Origin of the sequence: Flagellimonas alvinocaridis (genome assembly GCF_965248585.1) — a bacterium.
Lineage (GTDB): Bacteria > Bacteroidota > Bacteroidia > Flavobacteriales > Flavobacteriaceae > Flagellimonas > Flagellimonas alvinocaridis.
This window is the reverse complement of record NZ_OZ252111.1, coordinates 1203614-1223048: the sequence shown is the minus strand read 5'-3', so window position 1 is coordinate 1223048 and position 19435 is coordinate 1203614. Positions and strand designations below refer to the sequence as shown.

The window sequence follows — 19435 nt, the reverse complement described above, 5'->3', positions numbered from 1 at the left end:
TCTTTAACGCTGAATGCCATGGTTATTCACCTACTGTTAACAAAATACATTTTTTAGCATCTTAAATAATCGTATTTTTAGCACCTAACTTACTATGAAATGGGCAAAATCATTGCTATTGCAAACCAAAAGGGCGGTGTTGGCAAAACCACTACTACGGTAAACCTTGCGGCCTCCCTTGGTGTTTTGGAAAAGAAAGTGTTACTGATTGATGCTGATCCCCAAGCCAATGCCACTTCAGGGCTAGGTATTGATGTTGATTCCGTGGAGCATGGCACATACCAACTATTGGAACATACCATGCCCGTTGAGGATGTAATTGTTCAAACCGACTCCCCGAATGTTGATTTGGTTCCGGCACACATCGACCTTGTGGCCATTGAGATTGAATTGGTGGACAAGGACAACAGGGAATATATGCTCAAAGAAGCGCTCAAGGGTCTAGGAGATCGTTACGATTTTGTCTTGATTGATTGCGCCCCGTCTTTGGGATTATTGACGCTAAACGCACTTACCGCTGCAGACTCCGTTATGATTCCCATTCAATGCGAATATTTTGCATTGGAAGGGTTGGGCAAACTATTGAACACGGTGAAAAGTGTACAGAAAATACATAACAACGATTTGGATATAGAAGGCATGTTGCTGACGATGTACGATTCAAGGCTACGCCTATCCAACCAAGTCGTGGAAGAAGTGAAAAAACACTTCGCAGATATGGTGTTCGACACCATCATACAAAGAAATGTAAGGCTCAGCGAAGCCCCAAGTTATGGTGAAAGCATTATAAAATATGATGCCAGCAGCAAAGGTGCCTCCAATTACCTTAACTTGGCCAATGAAATTTTGAAGAAAAACAAGGAGAAAGTTTAGATGGCGAAAGCAACCAAAAAACAGGCTTTGGGAAGAGGCCTGTCCGCTCTATTGAAAGATCCCGAAAACGATATTCAATCCGTTGGGGATAAAAATGCGGACAAGGTCATAGGCAATGTAGTTGAACTGGATATTGAATCCATTGAGGTGAATCCCTTTCAGCCGAGGTCCAATTTTAATGATGAGGCTTTGGAAGAATTGGCCAGTTCCATTCGTGAACTTGGGATTATTCAGCCCATAACCGTTCGGAAATTGGATTTCAACAAATTCCAATTGGTTTCAGGGGAACGCAGGTTCCGTGCATCAAAACTGGTAGGGCTGGAAACTATTCCTGCCTATATCCGTATTGCCAACGACCAAGAATCCTTGGAAATGGCCTTGGTGGAAAACATCCAACGGCAAGATTTGGACCCCATCGAGATTGCCCTATCCTACCAAAGGCTGATTGATGAAATCCAGATTACCCAAGAAAAATTGAGCGATCGTGTAGGTAAAAAACGTTCCACCATCACCAATTACCTCCGTCTTCTTAAACTACACCCCATCATCCAAACCGGAATGCGGGATGGGTTTATTAGCATGGGACACGGCAGGGCCTTGATCAATATCGAGAAGAAAAAAGAACAGATAGCCATTTATGAGAAGGTGGTTTCAGAAGGTCTTTCAGTAAGGGACACTGAGCGTTTGGTAAAAACACTCAAAGAACCTTCGGGAGAGGCAAGCGAAAAGAAAACAAAGGCTTCCAAGGAAATTCCCAGTTTTGTTTCCAAAGGCATGGATGAACTCAAAGATTTTCTTTCCGCCAAGGTAGATGTTACCTCATCCCAAACCGGAAAAGGAAAAATAGTAATTCCTTTTCACTCCGAGGAAGAGTTTCAGCGTATCAAAAAATTACTTACAGGTGAATAAAGGCCTATTATTATTGTTCTTTTTTTTATTGAATCTTCAATTTGGTCTCGCCCAAGAAGAAGAGAAGAAAGAAGATATGGAACCACCCCATCCAGCCGAGATTGATTCGTTGGCCCAAAATTTGGAGGGTTCTGGTATAACCATTGAAGAAGTAACTTACGAAAAGAAAGCAATAAATCCCTTGGCCCCCAGTAAAGCAGCATTCTACTCTGCAGTACTTCCTGGATTGGGGCAGATATACAACAAGCGATACTGGAAAGCTCCCATTGTTTGGGGAGCACTGGGAACAGCCATATACACTTACTCTTTCAACAACACCGAATACAGAAGTGCTCGGAACGCTTTTAAAAGAAGACTGGCCGGGTTTACAGACGACGAGTTCTATGACCTCAATGGGGATGGTGAAGGCCCGGACGTATCAGACGAGGCGCTTCAGGACGCCCAAGAACGTACCCAGCGCAGCAGGGACCTTTCGTTGGTGATCACCCTAGTCCTGTACACCTTGAATATCATTGATGCCAACGTGGACGCGCATTTGAAACAGTATAATGTGGATGACAATCTTGTGGTTGATTTTAAACCCTATTTAGATATGAACCCTTTCACCCAGGAACCCAATTTTGGAATGGCCCTGGTCGTAAAATTCTAAATTATGAACATTGCACTCTTTGGTTATGGCAAAATGGGTAGGATGATTGAACAAATTGCCCAAGATAGAGGCCATACCATTGTCGCGAAGGTTGATGTGGATACCAAGGAAATTCCCTATCACAAAATGGATGTTGCCATAGACTTTAGTACTCCCGAGTCTGCATTTGACAATATAACTGGGTGTTTTGAACACAAAGTACCGGTTATCTGCGGCACCACCGGTTGGTTGTCCAACTATGACCAAGCTGTCAGTATTTGCAATAAAAACCAATCAGGGTTTATATATGCCTCCAATTTTAGTTTGGGAGTGAACATTTTTTTTGAATTGAACTCGTATTTGGCCAAAATGATGTCCGGTCTAGAGCAGTACAATGTCACTATGGAAGAAATCCATCATACCCAAAAGCTTGATGCACCAAGTGGCACTGCAATTACCTTGGCTGAGGGAATCATTGCCCAGTCTGACTACAAAGGCTGGAAATTGGACCAAGAAGAAAACAACATTATACCCATTACATCCAAACGCGAGGGAATGGTACCAGGTACACATACCATATCCTATGGCAGTTCGGTGGACTCCATAGAAATTAAGCACACTGCCCATAATCGCGAAGGCTTTGCCTTGGGTGCAGTAATCGCTTCGGAATGGATTCAGGGCAAAACAGGTGTCTTTTCCATGAAAGACGTGTTAAACCTGTATTAAAAAACGTAACAAGAATAGAGACTGTAAGTCTTACAAAGAAACTTTTATATGAGCGGTACACAGTGGATCATTTTTATATTGGTCATCCAAGTCATCCATTTTTTGGGCACATGGAAACTTTATGTAAAAGCAGGGCGGAAAGCTTGGGAAGCCGCCATCCCCATTTATAACGGTGTAATCTTGATGAAAATCATCAACCGTCCTTGGTGGTGGGTACTGCTGCTGTTTATCCCCATTATCAACTTATTGATGTTCCCCGTGGTCTGGGTAGAGACCATTCGAAGTTTTGGCAAGAACAGCCTATTGGACACTTGGTTGGTAATATTGACCCTTGGCTTCTACATCTACTACATAAATTATGCAGAAGACGTTACCTATATTGAAGATCGTAGCCTAAAACCAAGAACCGGTCTGGGCGAATGGGTGAGTTCCATAGTCTTTGCCATTGTGGCCGCTACATTTGTCCACACTTATTTCTTTCAGCCATACGTAATACCTACGGGGTCCTTGGAGCGTACATTGCGGATAGGTGATTTTCTCTTTGTAAGCAAATTTCACTATGGTGCACGGATACCTATGACCACCTTGGCAGCGCCCATGGTCCATGACACCCTGCCCATGCTTAGAAAACGGTCCTATTTGGCCGATGTGAATCCAGAAACCTACAAGACTTCCTGGATCAACAAATTACAGCTGCCCTACATGCGTATACCAGGGTTTGAGCGGGTAAAGAAGAACGACATTGTGGTCTTTAGCCTGCCTTCGGACACGCTCTATCAATTCTTTAGAGCTGAAAAAGCCGTAAAAAAGCCCATAGATAAAAAATCCAATTACGTAAAGCGATGTGTGGGCACACCTGGTGATTCCTTGGCCGTTATCGATGGATTTGTATACATCAATGGGGAAAAACTACAATTGTCAGACCGGGCAAAGCCCATGTACAATTACAACATCTATGCTCAAAACGGGGTATCCAGTAAACTGTTGGAAGAAGTGGATGCTTCGGACTATTTTAGAACATACATCGCAGGGAATTTAAACCAAAACCAGTACAATGCACTTAACCCGTTTGTCTTGGGCGCCAACAGGAGTCAAGATGGCAAAATTGAATTGGTTACGGAAGAAAAAGGCATTCCAACTGAAGTCATACGACAGCTTAGATTATCATTGACAGAAGAAAAACCAAGGTCCAGAATTGCCAACCTTACCGATGAAATGGTTGCGCAGCTTCAGGAAAATCCTGCCATAGACTCGGTAGTAAAACTTGTTGAAGAAAAGGGTGTATACGGAGGCTCTTTCCCCCAAAAACCCAACCTGTACCCTTGGAACAGTGATAATTTTGGTCCCATCTACATCCCCAAAGAAGGAACAACGGTTGAAATCAATGCCAGAACCATTCCTTTGTACAAAAAAATCATTAGGGATTACGAACATAACGATGTAGAGGTTACCGGGCAGAAAGTACTTATCAATGGTCAAGAAGCCAACTCCTATACCTTTAAACAAGATTATTACTGGATGATGGGAGATAACCGGGACCACTCTGAGGATAGTAGGGCTTGGGGTTATGTTCCCGCAGATCATATTGTGGGCAAGCCTGTATTTTTATGGATGAGTTTTGACAATTTCAACGAGGGATTGTCCAATTGGAAGCCTCGTTGGGACCGTATCTTCACCACAGTTGGTGGAAGTGGGGAACCCATTTCCTATTTTAAATACTTTGTGGCCCTGATTGTAGGTTGGATTCTGTTCGACTTCATAAAAAAGCGAAGAAAGAAAAAGGCAGAATAAGACTTCCGCCAAAACCCTTACGTTCTTGAAAATAGTACTGCACCCATCCTATTTCCCCAGCATTGCAACCTTTTCGGTTATTGCACAGCACAATGTTATTTGGGAGGCTCATGACAATTTTCAAAAACAGACCTATAGAAACCGCTGTTATATCTGTACCGACCAAGGGAAACACATGCTCAACATCCCTATAAAACATGCGGGTGGAAAAGAAGGCAGGCAAAAATATGCCCATGTGGAAATGGACAACAGCTACCCGTGGAAAAAAATCCATTGGCGTACCTTGGAAACAGCATATAGAACCTCACCATTCTTTGAGTTTTATGAGGATGACATAAGACCATTGTTTGAAGGTCCACATACCTCATTGTACGATTACAATCTTAAAACCATTGAAACCATTGCAGAGTGTTTGGGAATTGGGATATCAGAGGAAAAAACAGCATTGTATGAACCGGAACTGTCGAACCAAATGGATGGCAGATTTTTAGTGGAAGCCAAAAAGGAAGTCAATCCAGAAATGGAACCCTATCCACAAGTCTTTGATGACAGACATGGGTTTGTATTCAATCTCAGTATATTGGATCTATTGTTTAACGAAGGCACCAACGCACTTTCCTATTTGGAAAATCAACCTTTGGATTTTTTACATGCTTAGGCATTTCGTACACTACGGCATACATTTTCTAATCCCGATTTTAATCGCCTTTTTTTTCTTTAAGGATCGTAAATTAAGGGTAGCAATCATCCTGTTATGCGGTATCGTGATTGATGTGGACCATTTCTGGGCAAATCCTTTATTCGACCCCAACCGCTGTAGTATTGGTTTTCATCCCCTACACAGTTATTGGGCCATATTGGGATACGCCATTCTGCCTTTTTTTAAACCCACCCGAATAATAGGTCTAGCATTGCTCATCCATATTCTTGCAGACTTTATGGATTGTCTATTGATGTGATTTCAGGCGCAACGTGGCCATGACTGGATAGTGATCGGACAATTTTTCATCAAAATTTTTATGTGACACTATCTCTACTTTAGGTTCAGCAAAGATGTAATCTATCCGAAGAGGAAAACCCAATAGATTGTAGGTACGTCCAAAGCCATCGCCCTTTTCCAAAAAAGTGTCCTGCATATCTCCTTTCACAATCTTATAGACATTGGAAAATTGTGTATTGTTGAAATCCCCACACACAATATTGGTATATGGGCTTTTCTCTATATGCTCCGTAAAGAACTTAGCTTGTTCCAACTGTTTGGCAAAAGTACTTACCAGTCGCTTATAATTTTTTTCTGATTCCTCTCCATTTGAAAGGGTTTCTGCTTTGGGGACGATGCTGAAGGATTGCAGATGCAGGTTATAGACCCTAACTGTATCCTTGCCCAACAAAATGTCTGCATAAATAATATTATTGACCGTGTTTGGCAATTCCAGGGACCCATTCCCAATAATTGGGTATTTGGAAAAAATGGCCTGTATGGTTCTTGGCGATAATTGGGGAGTTTCACTACGGTAGGGATATTGACTCAATTGTTTATACCGTATTCTGCTGTGCTCTTGAATACAAACAATATCGGGGTCCTCTTTTTTAATGAACGAAATTATCTTGTTGCCAATATTAGGCTCTTTTATCCACTCATTCTTATTGAACCCCCATACGTTATAGCTCATGATTGTAAGGTCATTGGATTGGGCTTCCTTGGTTTCATCCCCCATCTTATAAAAAGGTCCAAAACCTAAATAGCCTATCACAAGGGCCAACAAAGACAGAAAAAGTTTTCGCTTCCTCTTGAAGACCCAATAGATCAAGAACAAAAAATTAAGGATGAACAAGAAGGGAACAAACAGGCTCAAAGCCGAAAATATGGGTATTATTTGAAAATTGAGATATGAAGACAAACATGTGATAAGCAAGAAAAAGGCAACCAAAATGTTGATTGCAAAGGCTACCTTTTCAATGAGTGAAGCTGCTTTTTTCATACATCAATCCTCCTTGCCGGCTTTAAACAAAAAGTCTTTTTCCTCTTTGGACAAACTTTCATATCCAGATTTGCTGATCTTGTCCAAAATAGTGTCTATTTTCTTCTGTTTGGCGGCCTTGTCATAATCCATTGTTTTGTTTCCGGAAGCATTCTTTCTGTAAACGGTCTTCATATTGGCCTTTTTCTCTTTTGGCTTAAAGAGCTGTGCAATGGCTTCTACGAATCTGGTAAATCCGGCTCCTATATCCTTGCCATTCAACAGTTGCCTTGCATAGATATATCCCAGAAAAGCACCCCCCAAATGGGCCAATCTACCACCTACATTTCCGCCATAGGGTATCTGTATCAAATCAACCAAAACAAAAAATACCCCAACGTACCAAAGTTTAACATTGAAGAAAATAATCCGAACCTCTTGATTGGGAATATAGGCACAGATGAAAATCAGCACCGCCGTAACCCCTGCCGAAGCTCCTATCAATGCTGTATTGGCGTCTAATAAAGTTGGAAAGACATTGTAGCTTAAGAGGAAAACAATCCCTCCTACGATAACTCCCAAAAAGTATACATTTAGGAATCGCTGCCCATCAAAAAGGTTCAAAAAAATCCTGCCGGTAAAATAGAGCATGAGCATATTCCAAAAAATATGTCCCAGTCCAGCATGAAAAAACGAATAGGTAACCAAGGACCACGGTTGACCAAAAAACGTCAAGAAATCCTTGGGCAAATGAAACCAATGGGAAACTGAATAGCCCAACAGCGCTGCGGAAAGTCCATCCAGAATAAAGATCAGCACATTGATGGCGATGAGCTTTTCCGCAATGTTCAACCGAGCAAATTGATATGATAATCCGCCGTTTGCCATAGTTTAATCCCAACGATTATTGTTAAACTGGTTCTTTTTCCAATACCACATGATCAGGAAACCGATAATGGCTCCTCCAACGTGGGCCATATAGGCTGTATTACTTGGGCTGAAAAACGATTGACCTGTAAGCGCTGAAATAACATCCAAGAGTATGATCCCGGGAATGAAATATTTTGCCTTGATAGGAATAGGCAAGAAAATCAACATAAGTCTAGCCTCTGGGTTCATCATTCCAAAAGCGGCCAAAATCCCCATGATACAGCCCGAGGCACCAACCATGCTCGCATAATAGATTTGGGCATATTCGGGCAATATCGCCCTCACGGTGGACACCTGCAAGTTCGTTAGACCACCCTGAAGTTTGTTGGAAGTCATCATTTGCACCAATTGTTCATTTGTGAGCCCTGTGCTCAATAGTTCGGTCTGGGCCGGTAAAAAATTAAAATAATAGTACCCCAGCTGAAACAAAACCGCACCAAGTCCTGCTGAAAAATAAACGAAAAGAAAGCGGTTCTTGCCCAAAACTCGTTCAACGGGCGTTCCGAACATCCAAAGTGCAAACATATTGAATGCTATATGCATCAACCCTCCATGCATGAACATATGTGAAATTATTTGCCACCATTCAAAATTGCTGTTCTTAGGAAACCATAGTGCCAGCCATTGGTACATTTGGTCCCCGTATAATTGCGTGGCAAAAAACATGATCACATTAATGATCAATAAATGTTTTACCGCATCGGTCATTCTACCCATCTAACTGAATTTTTTATCGATATCCCCTTCGGAGATAATGGTGTATGTCAATTTTTGAAACGGACTCAAGGTTGGTTCCTTACAGGCAAACAAATTGTTCACCAAGGCCAACTGCGATTCTTGGTCCAAGATCTCCCCTGTCCGTACGGCCAAGTTTTTGGAAAGTGCTTGGGCCAATACTTCGGCCTGGGAAATGGAACCAGTATCAAATCCTTCCATATAATCCGCAATCAAGCGATCCAATACCGTGCCAATTCCACTTTCTGGAACCACTAGGGGCACTCCTGTCACTTTTACAGTCTCTTCCTCCAAACTTTCAAAAGCAAAACCTATGTTTGTCAGGCTATCCTTGATTTCCTGTAATATTCCCAATTCCTGTGTATTGAAGGAAAGCTCCAACGGGAACAAAAGCTGCTGGCTCACCCCTTCCTTTACAGTTATTTCCCCTAGAAATTTTTCAAAAAGAATCCGTTCATGTGCTCTATTCTGATGAATGACCAACATCCCGGATTTCACCGTGCTCACCACATATTTTCGCCGTAGTTGAAAGGTCGTGGCCAAATGCTCTCCCACCTCGTCATCGGCATACATGGTTCCCTGTACATCACTATCCGATTCAATGGCCAAGCTGCTAAAGTTATCTGTGTCAACCTCTTGATCCAAACCTTCATACAAATCTTCCCAGCCTTTTGCGCTTACTTTTTGAAAAGATCCTCCGCTCCTTCGCTCCGTGGCTTCCTGAAAAGGATTAAAAGTCGCATCAACGGTTACTTTGGGTAAAACGGCCCCTTTTTCCTTGTACGCATAAGGGGTATCCAAGTTGGGGTCATGGTCAAAATCCAGTATTGGCGCCACGTTAAACTGCCCCAAGCTATGCTTTACCGTTGAACGGAGAATGGCATAAAGCGTATTCTCGTCATCAAACTTCACTTCTGTTTTAGTGGGATGGATATTGATATCAATCGAAGACGGGTCAACTTCCAAATAAATAAAATAGCCTGGATACGTATCTGGCTTTATCAGTCCCTCAAAAGCTGCAGAAACAGCATGATGCAAATAGGGGCTTTTGATAAACCGGTCATTGGCAAAGAAAAACTGTTCCCCCCTACTCTTCTTGGCAAACTCTGGCTTACAGATAAATCCTGAAATTTTCACCACCTCGGTCTCTTCGTTCACAGGAACCAAACGGTCTTCCATGCGACTTCCAAAAATATGGGATATACGCTGACGTGGTTTCCCTTTGGGAAGATTAAAAATCTCCGAGCCATTGTTATAAAAATGGAACTCGATATTGGGATGTACCAGGGCAACCCTATGAAACTCGTCCGTAATATGCCGAAGCTCTACCTGATTGGATTTTAAGAAATTGCGACGAGCCGGAATATTAAAGAAAAGGTTTTTTACTGATATGGAAGTGCCTTTGGGCGTGGCCACAACCTCTTGGGAAACAATTTTGCTACCCTCAATCTTTATATGCACACCCACCTCATTGGTTTCGGTCCGGGTCTGCATATCTACATGGGCAATGGCCGCAATGGAAGCCAGGGCTTCACCACGGAACCCTTTGGTGCGTAGATTGAACAAATCCTGTGCCGACGAAATCTTGGAAGTGGCATGACGTTCAAAGGACAATCTAGCATCCGTCTCACTCATTCCGCTACCATCATCCACTACTTGAATAAGTGCCTTACCCCCATCCTTCACAATCAGTTTTATGGTTGTTGCCCTTGCATCAATGGCATTCTCCAGCAACTCCTTGACCACCGAGGCCGGACGTTGGACCACCTCCCCTGCTGCAATCTGGTTGGCAACATGGTCCGGTAAGAGTTTAATGATGTCCGTCATTAGGGATTCAGGAATATGGATAAATCAAAGTCGATTACAAAAAGGAACAGCAGCACCAAAATGGCCACAATAACAAGAAAACGAAGTTTCATGTTCTTATCACCTTCCATTTTCAGGTCTTCCTTGGCCGAACTGATTTTGTTCAGGAGCCCCCTCTGCGTATGCGCAGTACTTCGAAATTTATCTAGTTTGTGTTCTATTTTATACGGATTGCCCTCGCCCTTGTAGTAGCGCGGCGAGTAGTTGAATGATTTATTTTTCTTCAGTTTTAAAGGGTTTCGCATGGCATTCATATCCGTCTAACCCCAAAGGTACTTAAAATAGAAAAAAAGGTTTGGGGGAAGCTCCCAAAAAATGTTAACAGGGCTGGATTGCCCCGATTACAAGATTTATGGATTTTTTGAACCTGAACTTGTTCCTTGTACTTGACGTTTAAAATCTACCTTCCCAACACCGCCATCTGTATGGCAGCAATAGCAGCTTCTGTTCCTTTGTTCCCATGCTTGCCCCCACTACGGTCTTGGGCCTGTTGCAATGTATTGTCGGTGAGTACACAGAAAATCACGGGAACATCATATGCTATGTTCAAATCCTTGATACCCTGTGCTGTGGCACTGCAAACAAAATCAAAATGACTGGTTTCACCACGAATGACACTACCAATGGCAATGACAGCATCCACTTTTTGGTCCGTAATCATTTTTTTACAGCCATAGGTCAGCTCAAAACTACCGGGAACGTTCCACCGAACGACATTTTCAGGCAAAGCTCCGCAATCCACCAAAGCTTCATGGGCGCCATTAAAGAGCGCCTCAGTTATTTCATGGTTCCATTCAGAAACAACAATCCCAAACCGAAGTTGCTTCGCATTTGGGATTTTACTCTTATCGTAGACAGATAGATTTTTGTTCTCAGTGGCCATAATTTAGTTTTTGGCCATTCCAATCAGTGCATCAATACCAGAGCCTTCTTGGGAGTTTGGATAATCTTCCTTGATACGCTCAAAATATCCGACAGCTTTGTCTTTCTGTCCTAATTTCAAGGCCATTACTCCAGCCTTGTATAAAAATCTTGGGGTTGTAAACTCATTGTCACTATGTGCAACGGCTTTTTCGTAATAGTCTAAAGCATCCTCGGATTGGTTCAATTGCGAAAATGCATCCCCAATACCTCCTTTGGCCATAGCTCCCAAAACAGCATCATCAGAAGAAAAATTCTCTAGATGGGCAATGGCTTCCTCGTATTTTTGAAGGTTCAAATAGGTCATTCCCGCAGAATATTTAGCCAAATTAGCGGCTTTGGTCCCACTATATTCTTCAATGATATCCAAGAATCCGTATTTCCCCTCAGCGCCATTCAATGCCATGGCGAACAAGGAATCTTTCTCTGTCTCACTGGCAAGTGCCTGATCAAAATATTGTTGTGGATAAAAAAGTTCGTTGGCTGCAGTAGCTTCTTTCGGCTTTTGAATGAATTGGTGGTAGCCTAAAAATGCCAATACGCCCACAGCAATGGCACCAATCACTCCCAAAATGTAGTTTTGGTTCTTCTGTACCCAGGCCTCGGTCTTGGAAGCACTTTCATCCAGGGTATTAAAAACCTCTGCCGTTGTGCTGTCCTGTTCTTCAACTTGGGCTTCCTCTGCCTTGTTTTTGGGTTTAAAGCCTCTTCTCTTGTATGTTGCCATGCGTCATTTTATTGGTCGGGCAAAAATAAAGTTTTTATCCAAAATCAAAAGGCAATTTATTCGTTATTTTTGGAATCTTTAACCGGTCCTCAAAATCGCAAAACCCTTTTGGCCCCTAAAAGTTTTATGTTTTTAAGACATTTATCCTTAGTGAATTACAAAAACTTCGATTCCAAAACCTTGGAATTCGACCCTGTAATCAATTGTCTTGTGGGCGATAACGGAGTGGGAAAAACCAATATTCTGGACGCCATTTACCACCTTTGCTTTGGAAAAAGCTATTTTAATCCAGTGGCCACCCAGAACATTAAACACGATACGGATTTTTTTGTAGTGGACGGGGAATTTGAAAAGGAAAGTCGGACCGAAAAAATTATCTGCAGCTTTAAAAAAGGGGCCAAAAAAATCATCAAACGCAACGGAAAGGCCTATGAGAAGTTTTCGGAACACATTGGCTTTTTGCCCTTGGTAATCATATCGCCTTCGGACCGAGACCTTATTCTTGAGGGCAGTGAAACCCGAAGGAAATTCATGGACGGGGTGATTTCACAATCGGATAAGGCCTATCTACAGACCCTTATCAAATACAACAAGGTATTGGTGCAGCGGAATTCCTTGCTGAAATATTTTGTGGCCAACCACACCTTTGACCCCAACACTTTGGCCATCTACAATGAGCAATTGCACAATTTAGGGACGGGGATTCATAAAAAACGGGTTGACTTCATTGACTCCCTTATCCCTATTTTCCAAAAACAATACGCCCATATTTCCGAAAAAGATGAACAGATCACACTTTCCTACGAAAGTCAACTTTCCGAAGGAAACCTCTTGAATCTATTGGAAAGGAGTATTGATAAGGACCGAGCCCTACAATATACCAGCGTGGGCATCCATAAAGACGACTTGAATTTTATGATTGGTGGACATCCTATCAAGAAATTTGGCAGTCAAGGTCAGCAAAAATCTTTTTTGATCGCCTTAAAATTGGCCCAGTTCCATTTTATCAAGGAGCAGGCCAGCACCACTCCCATTCTGCTGTTGGATGATATTTTTGATAAGCTGGACGAAAACCGGGTTTCCCATATCGTGGGTCTTGTAAAGGATGATAATTTTGGACAGATCTTTATCAGTGACACCCATGCGGAACGAACAGAAAATGTAGTCAAAACCATTCATCAGAGCTATAAAATCTTTACCTTGTAGTATGTCTCGGATTCTTTTTTTTCTCTCAATTTTGATGGCTTGGGGATGCAAGGAAGCCTCCATTCCCAAAGAAAATCTGCAGTATCTGAACGGGTATTGGGAGATTTCCGAAGTGGGGTTTCCAGACGGTTCCAAAAAAACATACAAGGTCAACCCCACCATAGATTTCATCCAACTGGAAAATGGCAAAGGTTTTCGTAAAAAAATGCAGCCCCGTTTTGATGGCACCTACAAAACCTCTCATGATGTGGAACAATTAACCGTAACCCAAGTGGACGCCTTCTTTATCTTAAGCTATTCCAGTGAATTTAGCAATTGGGAAGAAACATTGGTGCAGATAGATTCCACCAACTTTTCCGTAATGAACGCAGAAGGTGTCACCTACTCCTACAAACGTTTTGAACCCATTAAAATTCCAAAATAATGGCCAAGAGACACAATTCCCATCTGCCCCTTAGCGAAGCGCTGAACGAGTTCATCAAGGAAAATAAGCTCCAAAAGGGTATGGACAAGGTAGATGCCCGCGAAGCTTGGACCAGATTAATGGGCAACGGGGTAAACAATTACACCACTTCGGTAGAACTCAAAAACGAGACCCTGTTTGTCTCCCTATCCTCTTCGGTACTCCGTGAAGAATTGAGTCTTGGAAAAAGCAAGATCATTGCTATGATCAATGAAGAATTAGGGAAGGAACTGGTAAAAAAGTTGGTGTTGCGGTAAGATGCCCCACCTAATTTCCATCATCCGTCAATTCATACAAGGCATCCATCAATTCATTACATAGAGTTACATCATAAAACTGGACATTGGCACGGTAAAACAATAAACCCAGTAGCATGAAATTGAAAAATCTATTTTACGTAAGTCTTCTCGCACTTGCCGTAATATCGTGCAGTAAAGACGATGGTCCCGATATAAGTAACAACAACACTCCAGTAATTACGGACCCAAAAACATTCAATGTCCCTGAAAACATTGACGATATGTACGTCATAGGAACCATTAAGGCCACCGATGCCGATGAGGAGGATACTTTGGAGTTCAGTATTTCCGCCAACAGCGATGCCTTGTTCGAAATTACCAAAGCTGGTGCCCTGAGCTTAGCCAACGGAAAATCGCTTGACTTTGCGACCAAATCCCAACATATTATCAGTGTCAGTGTCAGTGACGGTAAGGATAGTGCCAAGGCAAACATCACTATCAATGTAACCGAGTTTGATGAAAACAATGGCGCACCAAGTTTTAATGAAGCTTCCTATGCGTATCAGGTCGATGAAAACATAGGCAGTGGTGTAGTCTTTGGCACGTTGACCGCTGATGATCCAGAATCGGACCCACTAGAATTCTTGATAACAGAAAACGACAATGAACTTTTCGCCATTACCCCACAAGGTTCTCTAAGTGTTGCTGAAGGTAAAAATTTGGATTTTGAAACTTCTAATCAACACATCATCACGGTGGGAGTAACGGACGACAATACAACCACCACTATCCAAGTGACGATCAATGTAACCGATGATGGTAAACTGGCCGATGATCCAGACTCATTTGTGATGGTTTGGTCGGTAGTAAATGGTGGCCTGGACATAGAAATTGGGTTAAATCAAGCATACAACGATTACGATTTTGAGATTGATTGGGGGGATGGGCATACCGAAGTGGTAATTTCCAATGCCGACCTAACACATTCCTATGAGGCACCCGGAGACTACACCGTTGCCATAATGGGTGCTTTTCTTGCCATCAAAATGTCAAATTCGTCAACCAAACACCGATTGGTGGGCATAGAGCAATGGGGAACCACCGTATGGCAGTCCATGGAAAAGGCATTCTTTGACTGTATTAGCCTAAAAAACTATAATGCCACGGATATCCCTAACCTAAGTCAAGTCACTATATATGATGATGCTTTTGCAGGTGCTACCAACTTTAATGGCAACCTAAATAATTGGGACGTGAGCAATGCCACTTCCATGATCGGTATGTTCAGTGATGCAAGCGCTTTCAACCAGGATTTAAACAATTGGGTGGTTGAAAATGTCACGAACATGAGCTATATGTTCAGCGGTGCCACCGCCTTTGACGGCGATATTAGTACATGGAATGTGCAACAGGTTACCAATATGAACAATATGTTTCAGAATGCAAGCAGTTTTAACGGTGCCATTGGTGGGTGGACGACCACTCAACTAAATACCATGGAGGGCATGTTCAGTAATGCATTGGCATTCAATCAAGATTTGGATTGGGACACCAGCCAAGTGACCAATATGAGCAGGGTTTTCCATACAGCCGTCGCCTTTAACGGCAATATTGGCTCATGGGATACCGGTCAAGTCACGACCATGGAAGCAATGTTCAAAACCGCAGTTGATTTTAACCAAGACATCAGTACTTGGAACACCACCAATGTACTTACAATGAACTCCATGTTCTCTGAAGCGGTTGTCTTCAATCAAGATTTGAACACCAGCGCAGATTTGAGTGCCTGGAACGTTGAAAACGTAACGGATATGGAGCGAATGTTTGATGGTGCATTAGCTTTCAATGGCAACATTTCCAATTGGAATACAGGCAAAGTAACCACCATGCGAGCCATGTTCCAAGGCGGGGAAGGAGATAATGACAGTGCATTCAATGGAGATATTACAGGATGGGATACCAGTGCAGTGACCACAATGATGAGCATGTTCAATGACGCCACCTCATTTAATAGAGATTTAGGGGACTGGAACATTGAAAATGTAACTTCGATGGCCTTTATGTTGAGTAATTCTGGACTTTCCACGTTTGCCTATGATGGCACCTTGATAGGATGGTCTGCTCAAAATATACAAGCTCCAAGTTTGACCGCGACAGGATTACAATACTGTGATGTGCCAGAAGTGAATGCTGCCAGACAAACCTTAAATGATAAGGGAATGAACATTAGCGGCGATAACGCAGTGCCTTGTTTTTAATTTAGAAGTGTTGTGAAGCCACAAAAAAACCACCGAAATTCGGTGGTTTTTTTATTGCCTTAGAGAACGTTTGAGTTAAAAAACCTCCCGTCCCGAAAAGTGAAAGGATCCTTCAATAGCGGCGTTTTCATCACTATCAGAACCGTGTACGGCATTTTCCCCAATACTGGTTGCATACAACTTTCGGATAGTACCTTCCGCAGCTTCAGCTGGATTGGTAGCACCGATCAATGCACGGAAATCATCCACCGCATTGTCCTTTTCCAAGATAGCAGCAACAATGGGGCCTCTGGTCATAAATTCCACCAACTCTCCAAAAAATGGACGCTCCTTGTGGATAGCGTAGAACTCTTGGGCATCCCTTCGGCTCAATTGGGTGTATTTCATGGCTACAATCTTAAATCCAGCAGCCGTTATTTTTTCCAAAATTGCACCTATGTGGCCATTTTCAACCGCATCTGGCTTAATCATGGTAAATGTTCTATTTCCAGTCATTTTTTAAAATTTTGCGCAAACTTACGGTTTTTCAACCAACAGGCAAGGCTTAATAGGTCTGTTTTAGTTCCTGAAGGACAGTACCCTCCTCTCCCATCATCTTAAAATGTATCTCTTTGGTTTCAAGGTTGATGGTTATGGTACCATAGCTGGTTCTTGAGACCACTTCTCCCACCCGGAACGAATTGGGCTCCCCCGAAAAACTGGAATAGGAGTGTGTGAGTCCGCTACTGGTAAAGTCCACCAAAGGATACGGCAAGCCCGAAACGCTTTTTCGGGAAAACTCGGAAATATGTCGGTCACCTGACAAAATCATAACGCCCTTTGCCTTGGAATCCACGATGAGCTTTTCCAGCTTTTCCACCTCTTTGGGAAAATTCCCCCAAGTCTCGAATCCATGTTCTCCCGACAAAAACTGGATGCTGGACAAAATCAGATTAAAATCGGCATCGGAATGCCTCAACTCATCCTCCAACCATTTCCACTGCTCGGCTCCCAAGACGGTGGCCTCCGTGTCCAAATTGGGACTGTATCGTTTTTTGGAAACGGTATCCTTCACCAAGGCACTTCGGAAATAACGGGTATCCAGTACCAAAATTTTCACTTTGCCCTTTGCTGTTTCATAGTTGTGAACAGCATACACCCCCTCCCTACTCCTTCTAGGGCTATTTTTAGACACACCCATAAAATCCAGAAACACTTGTTGGCTTTCACTTTTCACCATAAACTCCTCCCCACCATCGTTCACGCCAAAATCATGATCATCCCATGTGCCAATAATAGGGGCCTTTGATTTCAGTTGGACATAACCCTGTACACTGTCTTGCATGGCATATATAGCCCTGAGTCTCTCCATATTGTCCGTATCGGCATAAACAATGTCACCACCCCAAATCCAAACATTGGGGTTTTCGTTCAGAATATCATCCCAAAATGGGTTGGGCTCCTGGGGCATGTTGCAAGAACCAAAAGCGACTACAAATGTAGAATCCGCTTTATTGGGGTTTCTTTTGCAGCCAAAAAAGAAAGTAATGGCACTAAATATAAGAAGTGTATACTTCATATAATCAATTTGGTTTTGAACAAAAATAGAGCTTATCCAGTTACCTCTATATTATATTATTGTATCTTTGGCCGCATGAATTTAGAGGACATCTCAGCGGTTAAGTCTATTCTTTCGCAGCCCCAAAAAATTGTTATCATCCCCCACAAAAACCCCGATGGAGATGCCATGGGAGCATGCTTGGGCTTATGGGGATTTTTAAAATCCATAGGGCAGACCGTCCATGTAATCGCACCCAACGATTATCCTAAATTCTTAAAGTGGATGCCAGGAAACGAATCTGTTGTAAATTTTGAATGGGGCAATGGAGAGGCCCAAAAATTATTGGATGAAGCCTCGGTTATTTTTACACTGGATTTCAACGATTTTTCCCGCACGGGACAAATGGAATCCGTGCTAAAAGAGAAACAAGCCGATTTCATTATGATAGACCACCACCAACAACCCAGTGATTATGCCAAGGTAACCTATTCGGATGTGAGCATAAGCTCTACCTGTGAAATGGTGTATAATTTCATTGATCTTTTAGGGGAAACCGATCGTATTACGGCAGCTATTGCCACCAACCTGTACACCGGAATAATGACGGACACCGGATCGTTCAAATACCGATCTACCTCTAGCAAAACCCATAGGGTAGTAGCGGACCTTATTGATCGGGGTGCGGACAATATGGAAATCCATAGACAGGTTTTTGATACCAATTCGCCCTCCCGCTTACATTTACTGGGAGTGGCTTTGAGCAATATGGTCATCCTACCCGAATACAAAACGGCATATATCACCCTTAGCCAAGAGGAACTGGATGCCAATGATTTTAAAAAGGGAGACACCGAAGGCTTTGTGAATTACGGGCTTACTTTGGAAGGGATTATTTTTGCGTTGATTTTTATTGAAAACAAGGATGAAGGGATTATTAAAATATCCTTGAGATCCATTGGCGAGTTTTCCGTAAATGAGTTTGCCCGAAAACATTTTAGCGGCGGAGGACACGACAATGCCGCTGGAGGGAAAAGCGAGCTTTCAATGGAAGAAACCTTGAAGCGATTCAATGAAATCCTAACAACCTATAAAAGCCAATTAAATCCATGAGGATAATAGTGATTCTTCTATTGGTATTCTTCGCTGCCTGTGGAAACCCTGAGCCTCGGCGACCCATAGAAGTACGGTCGGGCAGTTTTTTTAAGGAGTCCGTAGAACGGAATAGAGCCTTGCTCGCCGAAGAAGAGAAAGTCATTCAAGACATCATATCAAAAGACACGCTGCACACCTATATAGCAAGCCCCAACGGTTTTTGGTACTACTTTGAGACTAAAAATGATACTGCCACATATCATCCAAAGACCAATGATCAAATCTTGTTTTCCTATAACTTGATGACATTGGACAACGATACTATCTATTCTGCCAAGGATATTGGACCAACCTCATACGTAGTGGACAAAGAGCAATTGTTCCCCGGGCTTCAAAATGCGGTAAAGCTCCTTAAGATCAGCGAAAAAGCAACCTTTGTTTTTCCATCATTACAAGCCTATGGTTACCAAGGAGACAATAACTCCATTGCACCAAGAACTCCTTTAAAATCGTCAGTAGAGTTACATACAATCATTATTCACAAAGACAGTCTAAATTAAATTACACCTA

General features: G+C 42.5%; 22 protein-coding genes. 13 read left to right on the top strand and 9 right to left on the bottom strand.

Annotation, left to right across the window (positions count from 1 at the left end; translation table 11 throughout):
* The first annotated feature begins 99 nt into the window (after nt 1–99).
* Genes ACP14V_RS05605 through ACP14V_RS05575 form a run of 7 tightly spaced genes read left to right on the top strand, consistent with a single transcriptional unit; the run spans nt 100 to nt 5886 of the window.
* Entirely contained in the window at nt 100–873 is a 774-nt protein-coding gene (locus tag ACP14V_RS05605) for a ParA family protein (RefSeq protein ID WP_136565931.1), read from the top strand.
* Nucleotides 874–1782: a ParB/RepB/Spo0J family partition protein gene (locus ACP14V_RS05600; RefSeq protein WP_272609694.1), complete on the top strand. Its 909-nt coding sequence runs from the start codon at nt 874–876 to the stop codon at nt 1780–1782. It begins immediately after the preceding gene.
* Complete coding sequence (locus tag ACP14V_RS05595) at nt 1775–2431, top strand: DUF5683 domain-containing protein (protein WP_272609693.1); 657 nt, start codon at nt 1775–1777, stop codon at nt 2429–2431. The genes ACP14V_RS05600 and ACP14V_RS05595 overlap by 8 nt, the downstream gene beginning before the upstream one ends.
* Nucleotides 2432–2434: 3 nt before the next feature.
* Nucleotides 2435–3136 carry a 4-hydroxy-tetrahydrodipicolinate reductase gene (gene dapB / locus ACP14V_RS05590; protein ID WP_272609692.1) on the top strand — a complete coding sequence of 234 codons (702 nt, stop codon included), beginning with the start codon at nt 2435–2437 and terminating at the stop codon, nt 3134–3136.
* A gap of 48 nt (nt 3137–3184) precedes the next feature.
* The gene (gene lepB, locus ACP14V_RS05585) at nt 3185–4927 is read left to right on the top strand and encodes a signal peptidase I (protein WP_272609691.1); all 1743 of its coding nucleotides are present in this window, start codon (nt 3185–3187) and stop codon (nt 4925–4927) included.
* Between the two features lie 25 nt (nt 4928–4952).
* The gene (locus tag ACP14V_RS05580; protein WP_272609690.1) at nt 4953–5585 is read left to right on the top strand and encodes a WbqC family protein; all 633 of its coding nucleotides are present in this window, start codon (nt 4953–4955) and stop codon (nt 5583–5585) included.
* Nucleotides 5578–5886 (top strand): DUF6122 family protein, encoded by a 309-nt coding sequence (locus ACP14V_RS05575; protein WP_272609689.1) that lies wholly within the window; start codon nt 5578–5580, stop codon nt 5884–5886. The genes ACP14V_RS05580 and ACP14V_RS05575 overlap by 8 nt, the downstream gene beginning before the upstream one ends.
* Here ACP14V_RS05575 and ACP14V_RS05570 read toward each other — a convergent pair.
* The 7 genes from ACP14V_RS05570 to ACP14V_RS05540 all read right to left on the bottom strand — a co-directional run bounded on the left by ACP14V_RS05570 (nt 5875) and on the right by ACP14V_RS05540 (nt 12067).
* The gene (locus tag ACP14V_RS05570; protein WP_272609688.1) at nt 5875–6909 is read right to left on the bottom strand and encodes an endonuclease/exonuclease/phosphatase family protein; all 1035 of its coding nucleotides are present in this window, start codon (nt 6907–6909) and stop codon (nt 5875–5877) included. The genes ACP14V_RS05575 and ACP14V_RS05570 overlap by 12 nt on opposite strands.
* A 3-nt stretch (nt 6910–6912) precedes the next feature.
* Nucleotides 6913–7776: a rhomboid family intramembrane serine protease gene (locus ACP14V_RS05565; RefSeq protein ID WP_272609687.1), complete on the bottom strand. Its 864-nt coding sequence runs from the start codon at nt 7774–7776 to the stop codon at nt 6913–6915.
* Nucleotides 7777–7779: 3 nt separating this feature from the next.
* Entirely contained in the window at nt 7780–8535 is a 756-nt protein-coding gene (locus ACP14V_RS05560; protein WP_272609686.1) for a rhomboid family intramembrane serine protease, read from the bottom strand.
* Nucleotides 8536–10380, bottom strand: coding sequence for a DNA mismatch repair endonuclease MutL (gene mutL / locus ACP14V_RS05555; protein ID WP_272609685.1), 1845 nt, complete (start codon nt 10378–10380; stop codon nt 8536–8538).
* Nucleotides 10380–10664: a riboflavin synthase subunit beta gene (locus ACP14V_RS05550; protein WP_136565921.1), complete on the bottom strand. Its 285-nt coding sequence runs from the start codon at nt 10662–10664 to the stop codon at nt 10380–10382. Before ACP14V_RS05550 ends, mutL begins: the two co-directional genes overlap by 1 nt.
* A gap of 155 nt (nt 10665–10819) precedes the next feature.
* Nucleotides 10820–11302 carry a 6,7-dimethyl-8-ribityllumazine synthase gene (gene ribH / locus ACP14V_RS05545; RefSeq protein WP_272609684.1) on the bottom strand — a complete coding sequence of 161 codons (483 nt, stop codon included), beginning with the start codon at nt 11300–11302 and terminating at the stop codon, nt 10820–10822.
* A gap of 3 nt (nt 11303–11305) precedes the next feature.
* Nucleotides 11306–12067, bottom strand: a complete 762-nt coding sequence (locus tag ACP14V_RS05540; protein ID WP_272609683.1) for a tetratricopeptide repeat protein — start codon at nt 12065–12067, stop codon at nt 11306–11308.
* A 126-nt stretch (nt 12068–12193) separates the two neighbouring features.
* On the opposite strand from ACP14V_RS05540, the gene recF reads away from it, so the two are divergent.
* The 4 genes from recF (at nt 12194) to ACP14V_RS05520 (ending at nt 16233) form a co-directional block, all read left to right on the top strand.
* Nucleotides 12194–13273 carry a DNA replication/repair protein RecF gene (gene recF, locus ACP14V_RS05535; RefSeq protein ID WP_272609682.1) on the top strand — a complete coding sequence of 360 codons (1080 nt, stop codon included), beginning with the start codon at nt 12194–12196 and terminating at the stop codon, nt 13271–13273.
* A gap of 1 nt (nt 13274) precedes the next feature.
* Nucleotides 13275–13697 (top strand): hypothetical protein, encoded by a 423-nt coding sequence (locus ACP14V_RS05530; protein ID WP_272609681.1) that lies wholly within the window; start codon nt 13275–13277, stop codon nt 13695–13697.
* Entirely contained in the window at nt 13697–13993 is a 297-nt protein-coding gene (locus ACP14V_RS05525) for a DUF721 domain-containing protein (RefSeq protein WP_272609680.1), read from the top strand. Before ACP14V_RS05530 ends, ACP14V_RS05525 begins: the two co-directional genes overlap by 1 nt.
* Before the next feature lie 116 nt (nt 13994–14109).
* On the top strand, nt 14110–16233 hold the full coding sequence (locus ACP14V_RS05520; RefSeq protein ID WP_272609679.1) for a BspA family leucine-rich repeat surface protein: 2124 nt from the start codon (nt 14110–14112) through the stop codon (nt 16231–16233).
* Nucleotides 16234–16308: 75 nt separating this feature from the next.
* Here ACP14V_RS05520 and ACP14V_RS05515 read toward each other — a convergent pair whose 3' ends face one another.
* Complete coding sequence (locus tag ACP14V_RS05515) at nt 16309–16728, bottom strand: nucleoside-diphosphate kinase (protein WP_272609678.1); 420 nt, start codon at nt 16726–16728, stop codon at nt 16309–16311.
* 49 nt (nt 16729–16777) lie between these two features.
* The gene (locus tag ACP14V_RS05510) at nt 16778–17791 is read right to left on the bottom strand and encodes an alkaline phosphatase D family protein (RefSeq protein ID WP_272609677.1); all 1014 of its coding nucleotides are present in this window, start codon (nt 17789–17791) and stop codon (nt 16778–16780) included.
* 75 nt (nt 17792–17866) lie between these two features.
* On the opposite strand from ACP14V_RS05510, the gene ACP14V_RS05505 reads away from it, so the two are divergent.
* Together ACP14V_RS05505 and gldI are read left to right on the top strand one after the other, a co-directional pair.
* On the top strand, nt 17867–18883 hold the full coding sequence (locus ACP14V_RS05505) for a DHH family phosphoesterase (RefSeq protein ID WP_272609676.1): 1017 nt from the start codon (nt 17867–17869) through the stop codon (nt 18881–18883).
* Entirely contained in the window at nt 18880–19425 is a 546-nt protein-coding gene (gene gldI, locus ACP14V_RS05500) for a gliding motility-associated peptidyl-prolyl isomerase GldI (RefSeq protein WP_272609675.1), read from the top strand. The genes ACP14V_RS05505 and gldI overlap by 4 nt, the downstream gene beginning before the upstream one ends.
* Nucleotides 19426–19435: the final 10 nt, after the last annotated feature.

Coding starts and splice junctions, on each gene's coding strand:
- ACP14V_RS05605 (WP_136565931.1), top strand. CDS start 100: ATGGGCAAAATCATTGCTATTGCAAACCAAAAGGGCGGTGTTGGCAAA.
- ACP14V_RS05600 (WP_272609694.1), top strand. CDS start 874: ATGGCGAAAGCAACCAAAAAACAGGCTTTGGGAAGAGGCCTGTCCGCT.
- dapB (WP_272609692.1), top strand. CDS start 2,435: ATGAACATTGCACTCTTTGGTTATGGCAAAATGGGTAGGATGATTGAA.
- lepB (WP_272609691.1), top strand. CDS start 3,185: ATGAGCGGTACACAGTGGATCATTTTTATATTGGTCATCCAAGTCATC.
- ACP14V_RS05575 (WP_272609689.1), top strand. CDS start 5,578: ATGCTTAGGCATTTCGTACACTACGGCATACATTTTCTAATCCCGATT.
- ACP14V_RS05570 (WP_272609688.1), bottom strand. CDS start 6,909: ATGAAAAAAGCAGCTTCACTCATTGAAAAGGTAGCCTTTGCAATCAAC.
- ACP14V_RS05565 (WP_272609687.1), bottom strand. CDS start 7,776: ATGGCAAACGGCGGATTATCATATCAATTTGCTCGGTTGAACATTGCG.
- ACP14V_RS05560 (WP_272609686.1), bottom strand. CDS start 8,535: ATGGGTAGAATGACCGATGCGGTAAAACATTTATTGATCATTAATGTG.
- mutL (WP_272609685.1), bottom strand. CDS start 10,380: ATGACGGACATCATTAAACTCTTACCGGACCATGTTGCCAACCAGATT.
- ACP14V_RS05550 (WP_136565921.1), bottom strand. CDS start 10,664: ATGCGAAACCCTTTAAAACTGAAGAAAAATAAATCATTCAACTACTCG.
- ribH (WP_272609684.1), bottom strand. CDS start 11,302: ATGGCCACTGAGAACAAAAATCTATCTGTCTACGATAAGAGTAAAATC.
- ACP14V_RS05540 (WP_272609683.1), bottom strand. CDS start 12,067: ATGGCAACATACAAGAGAAGAGGCTTTAAACCCAAAAACAAGGCAGAG.
- recF (WP_272609682.1), top strand. CDS start 12,194: ATGTTTTTAAGACATTTATCCTTAGTGAATTACAAAAACTTCGATTCC.
- ACP14V_RS05530 (WP_272609681.1), top strand. CDS start 13,275: ATGTCTCGGATTCTTTTTTTTCTCTCAATTTTGATGGCTTGGGGATGC.
- ACP14V_RS05525 (WP_272609680.1), top strand. CDS start 13,697: ATGGCCAAGAGACACAATTCCCATCTGCCCCTTAGCGAAGCGCTGAAC.
- ACP14V_RS05520 (WP_272609679.1), top strand. CDS start 14,110: ATGAAATTGAAAAATCTATTTTACGTAAGTCTTCTCGCACTTGCCGTA.
- ACP14V_RS05515 (WP_272609678.1), bottom strand. CDS start 16,728: ATGACTGGAAATAGAACATTTACCATGATTAAGCCAGATGCGGTTGAA.
- ACP14V_RS05510 (WP_272609677.1), bottom strand. CDS start 17,791: ATGAAGTATACACTTCTTATATTTAGTGCCATTACTTTCTTTTTTGGC.
- ACP14V_RS05505 (WP_272609676.1), top strand. CDS start 17,867: ATGAATTTAGAGGACATCTCAGCGGTTAAGTCTATTCTTTCGCAGCCC.
- gldI (WP_272609675.1), top strand. CDS start 18,880: ATGAGGATAATAGTGATTCTTCTATTGGTATTCTTCGCTGCCTGTGGA.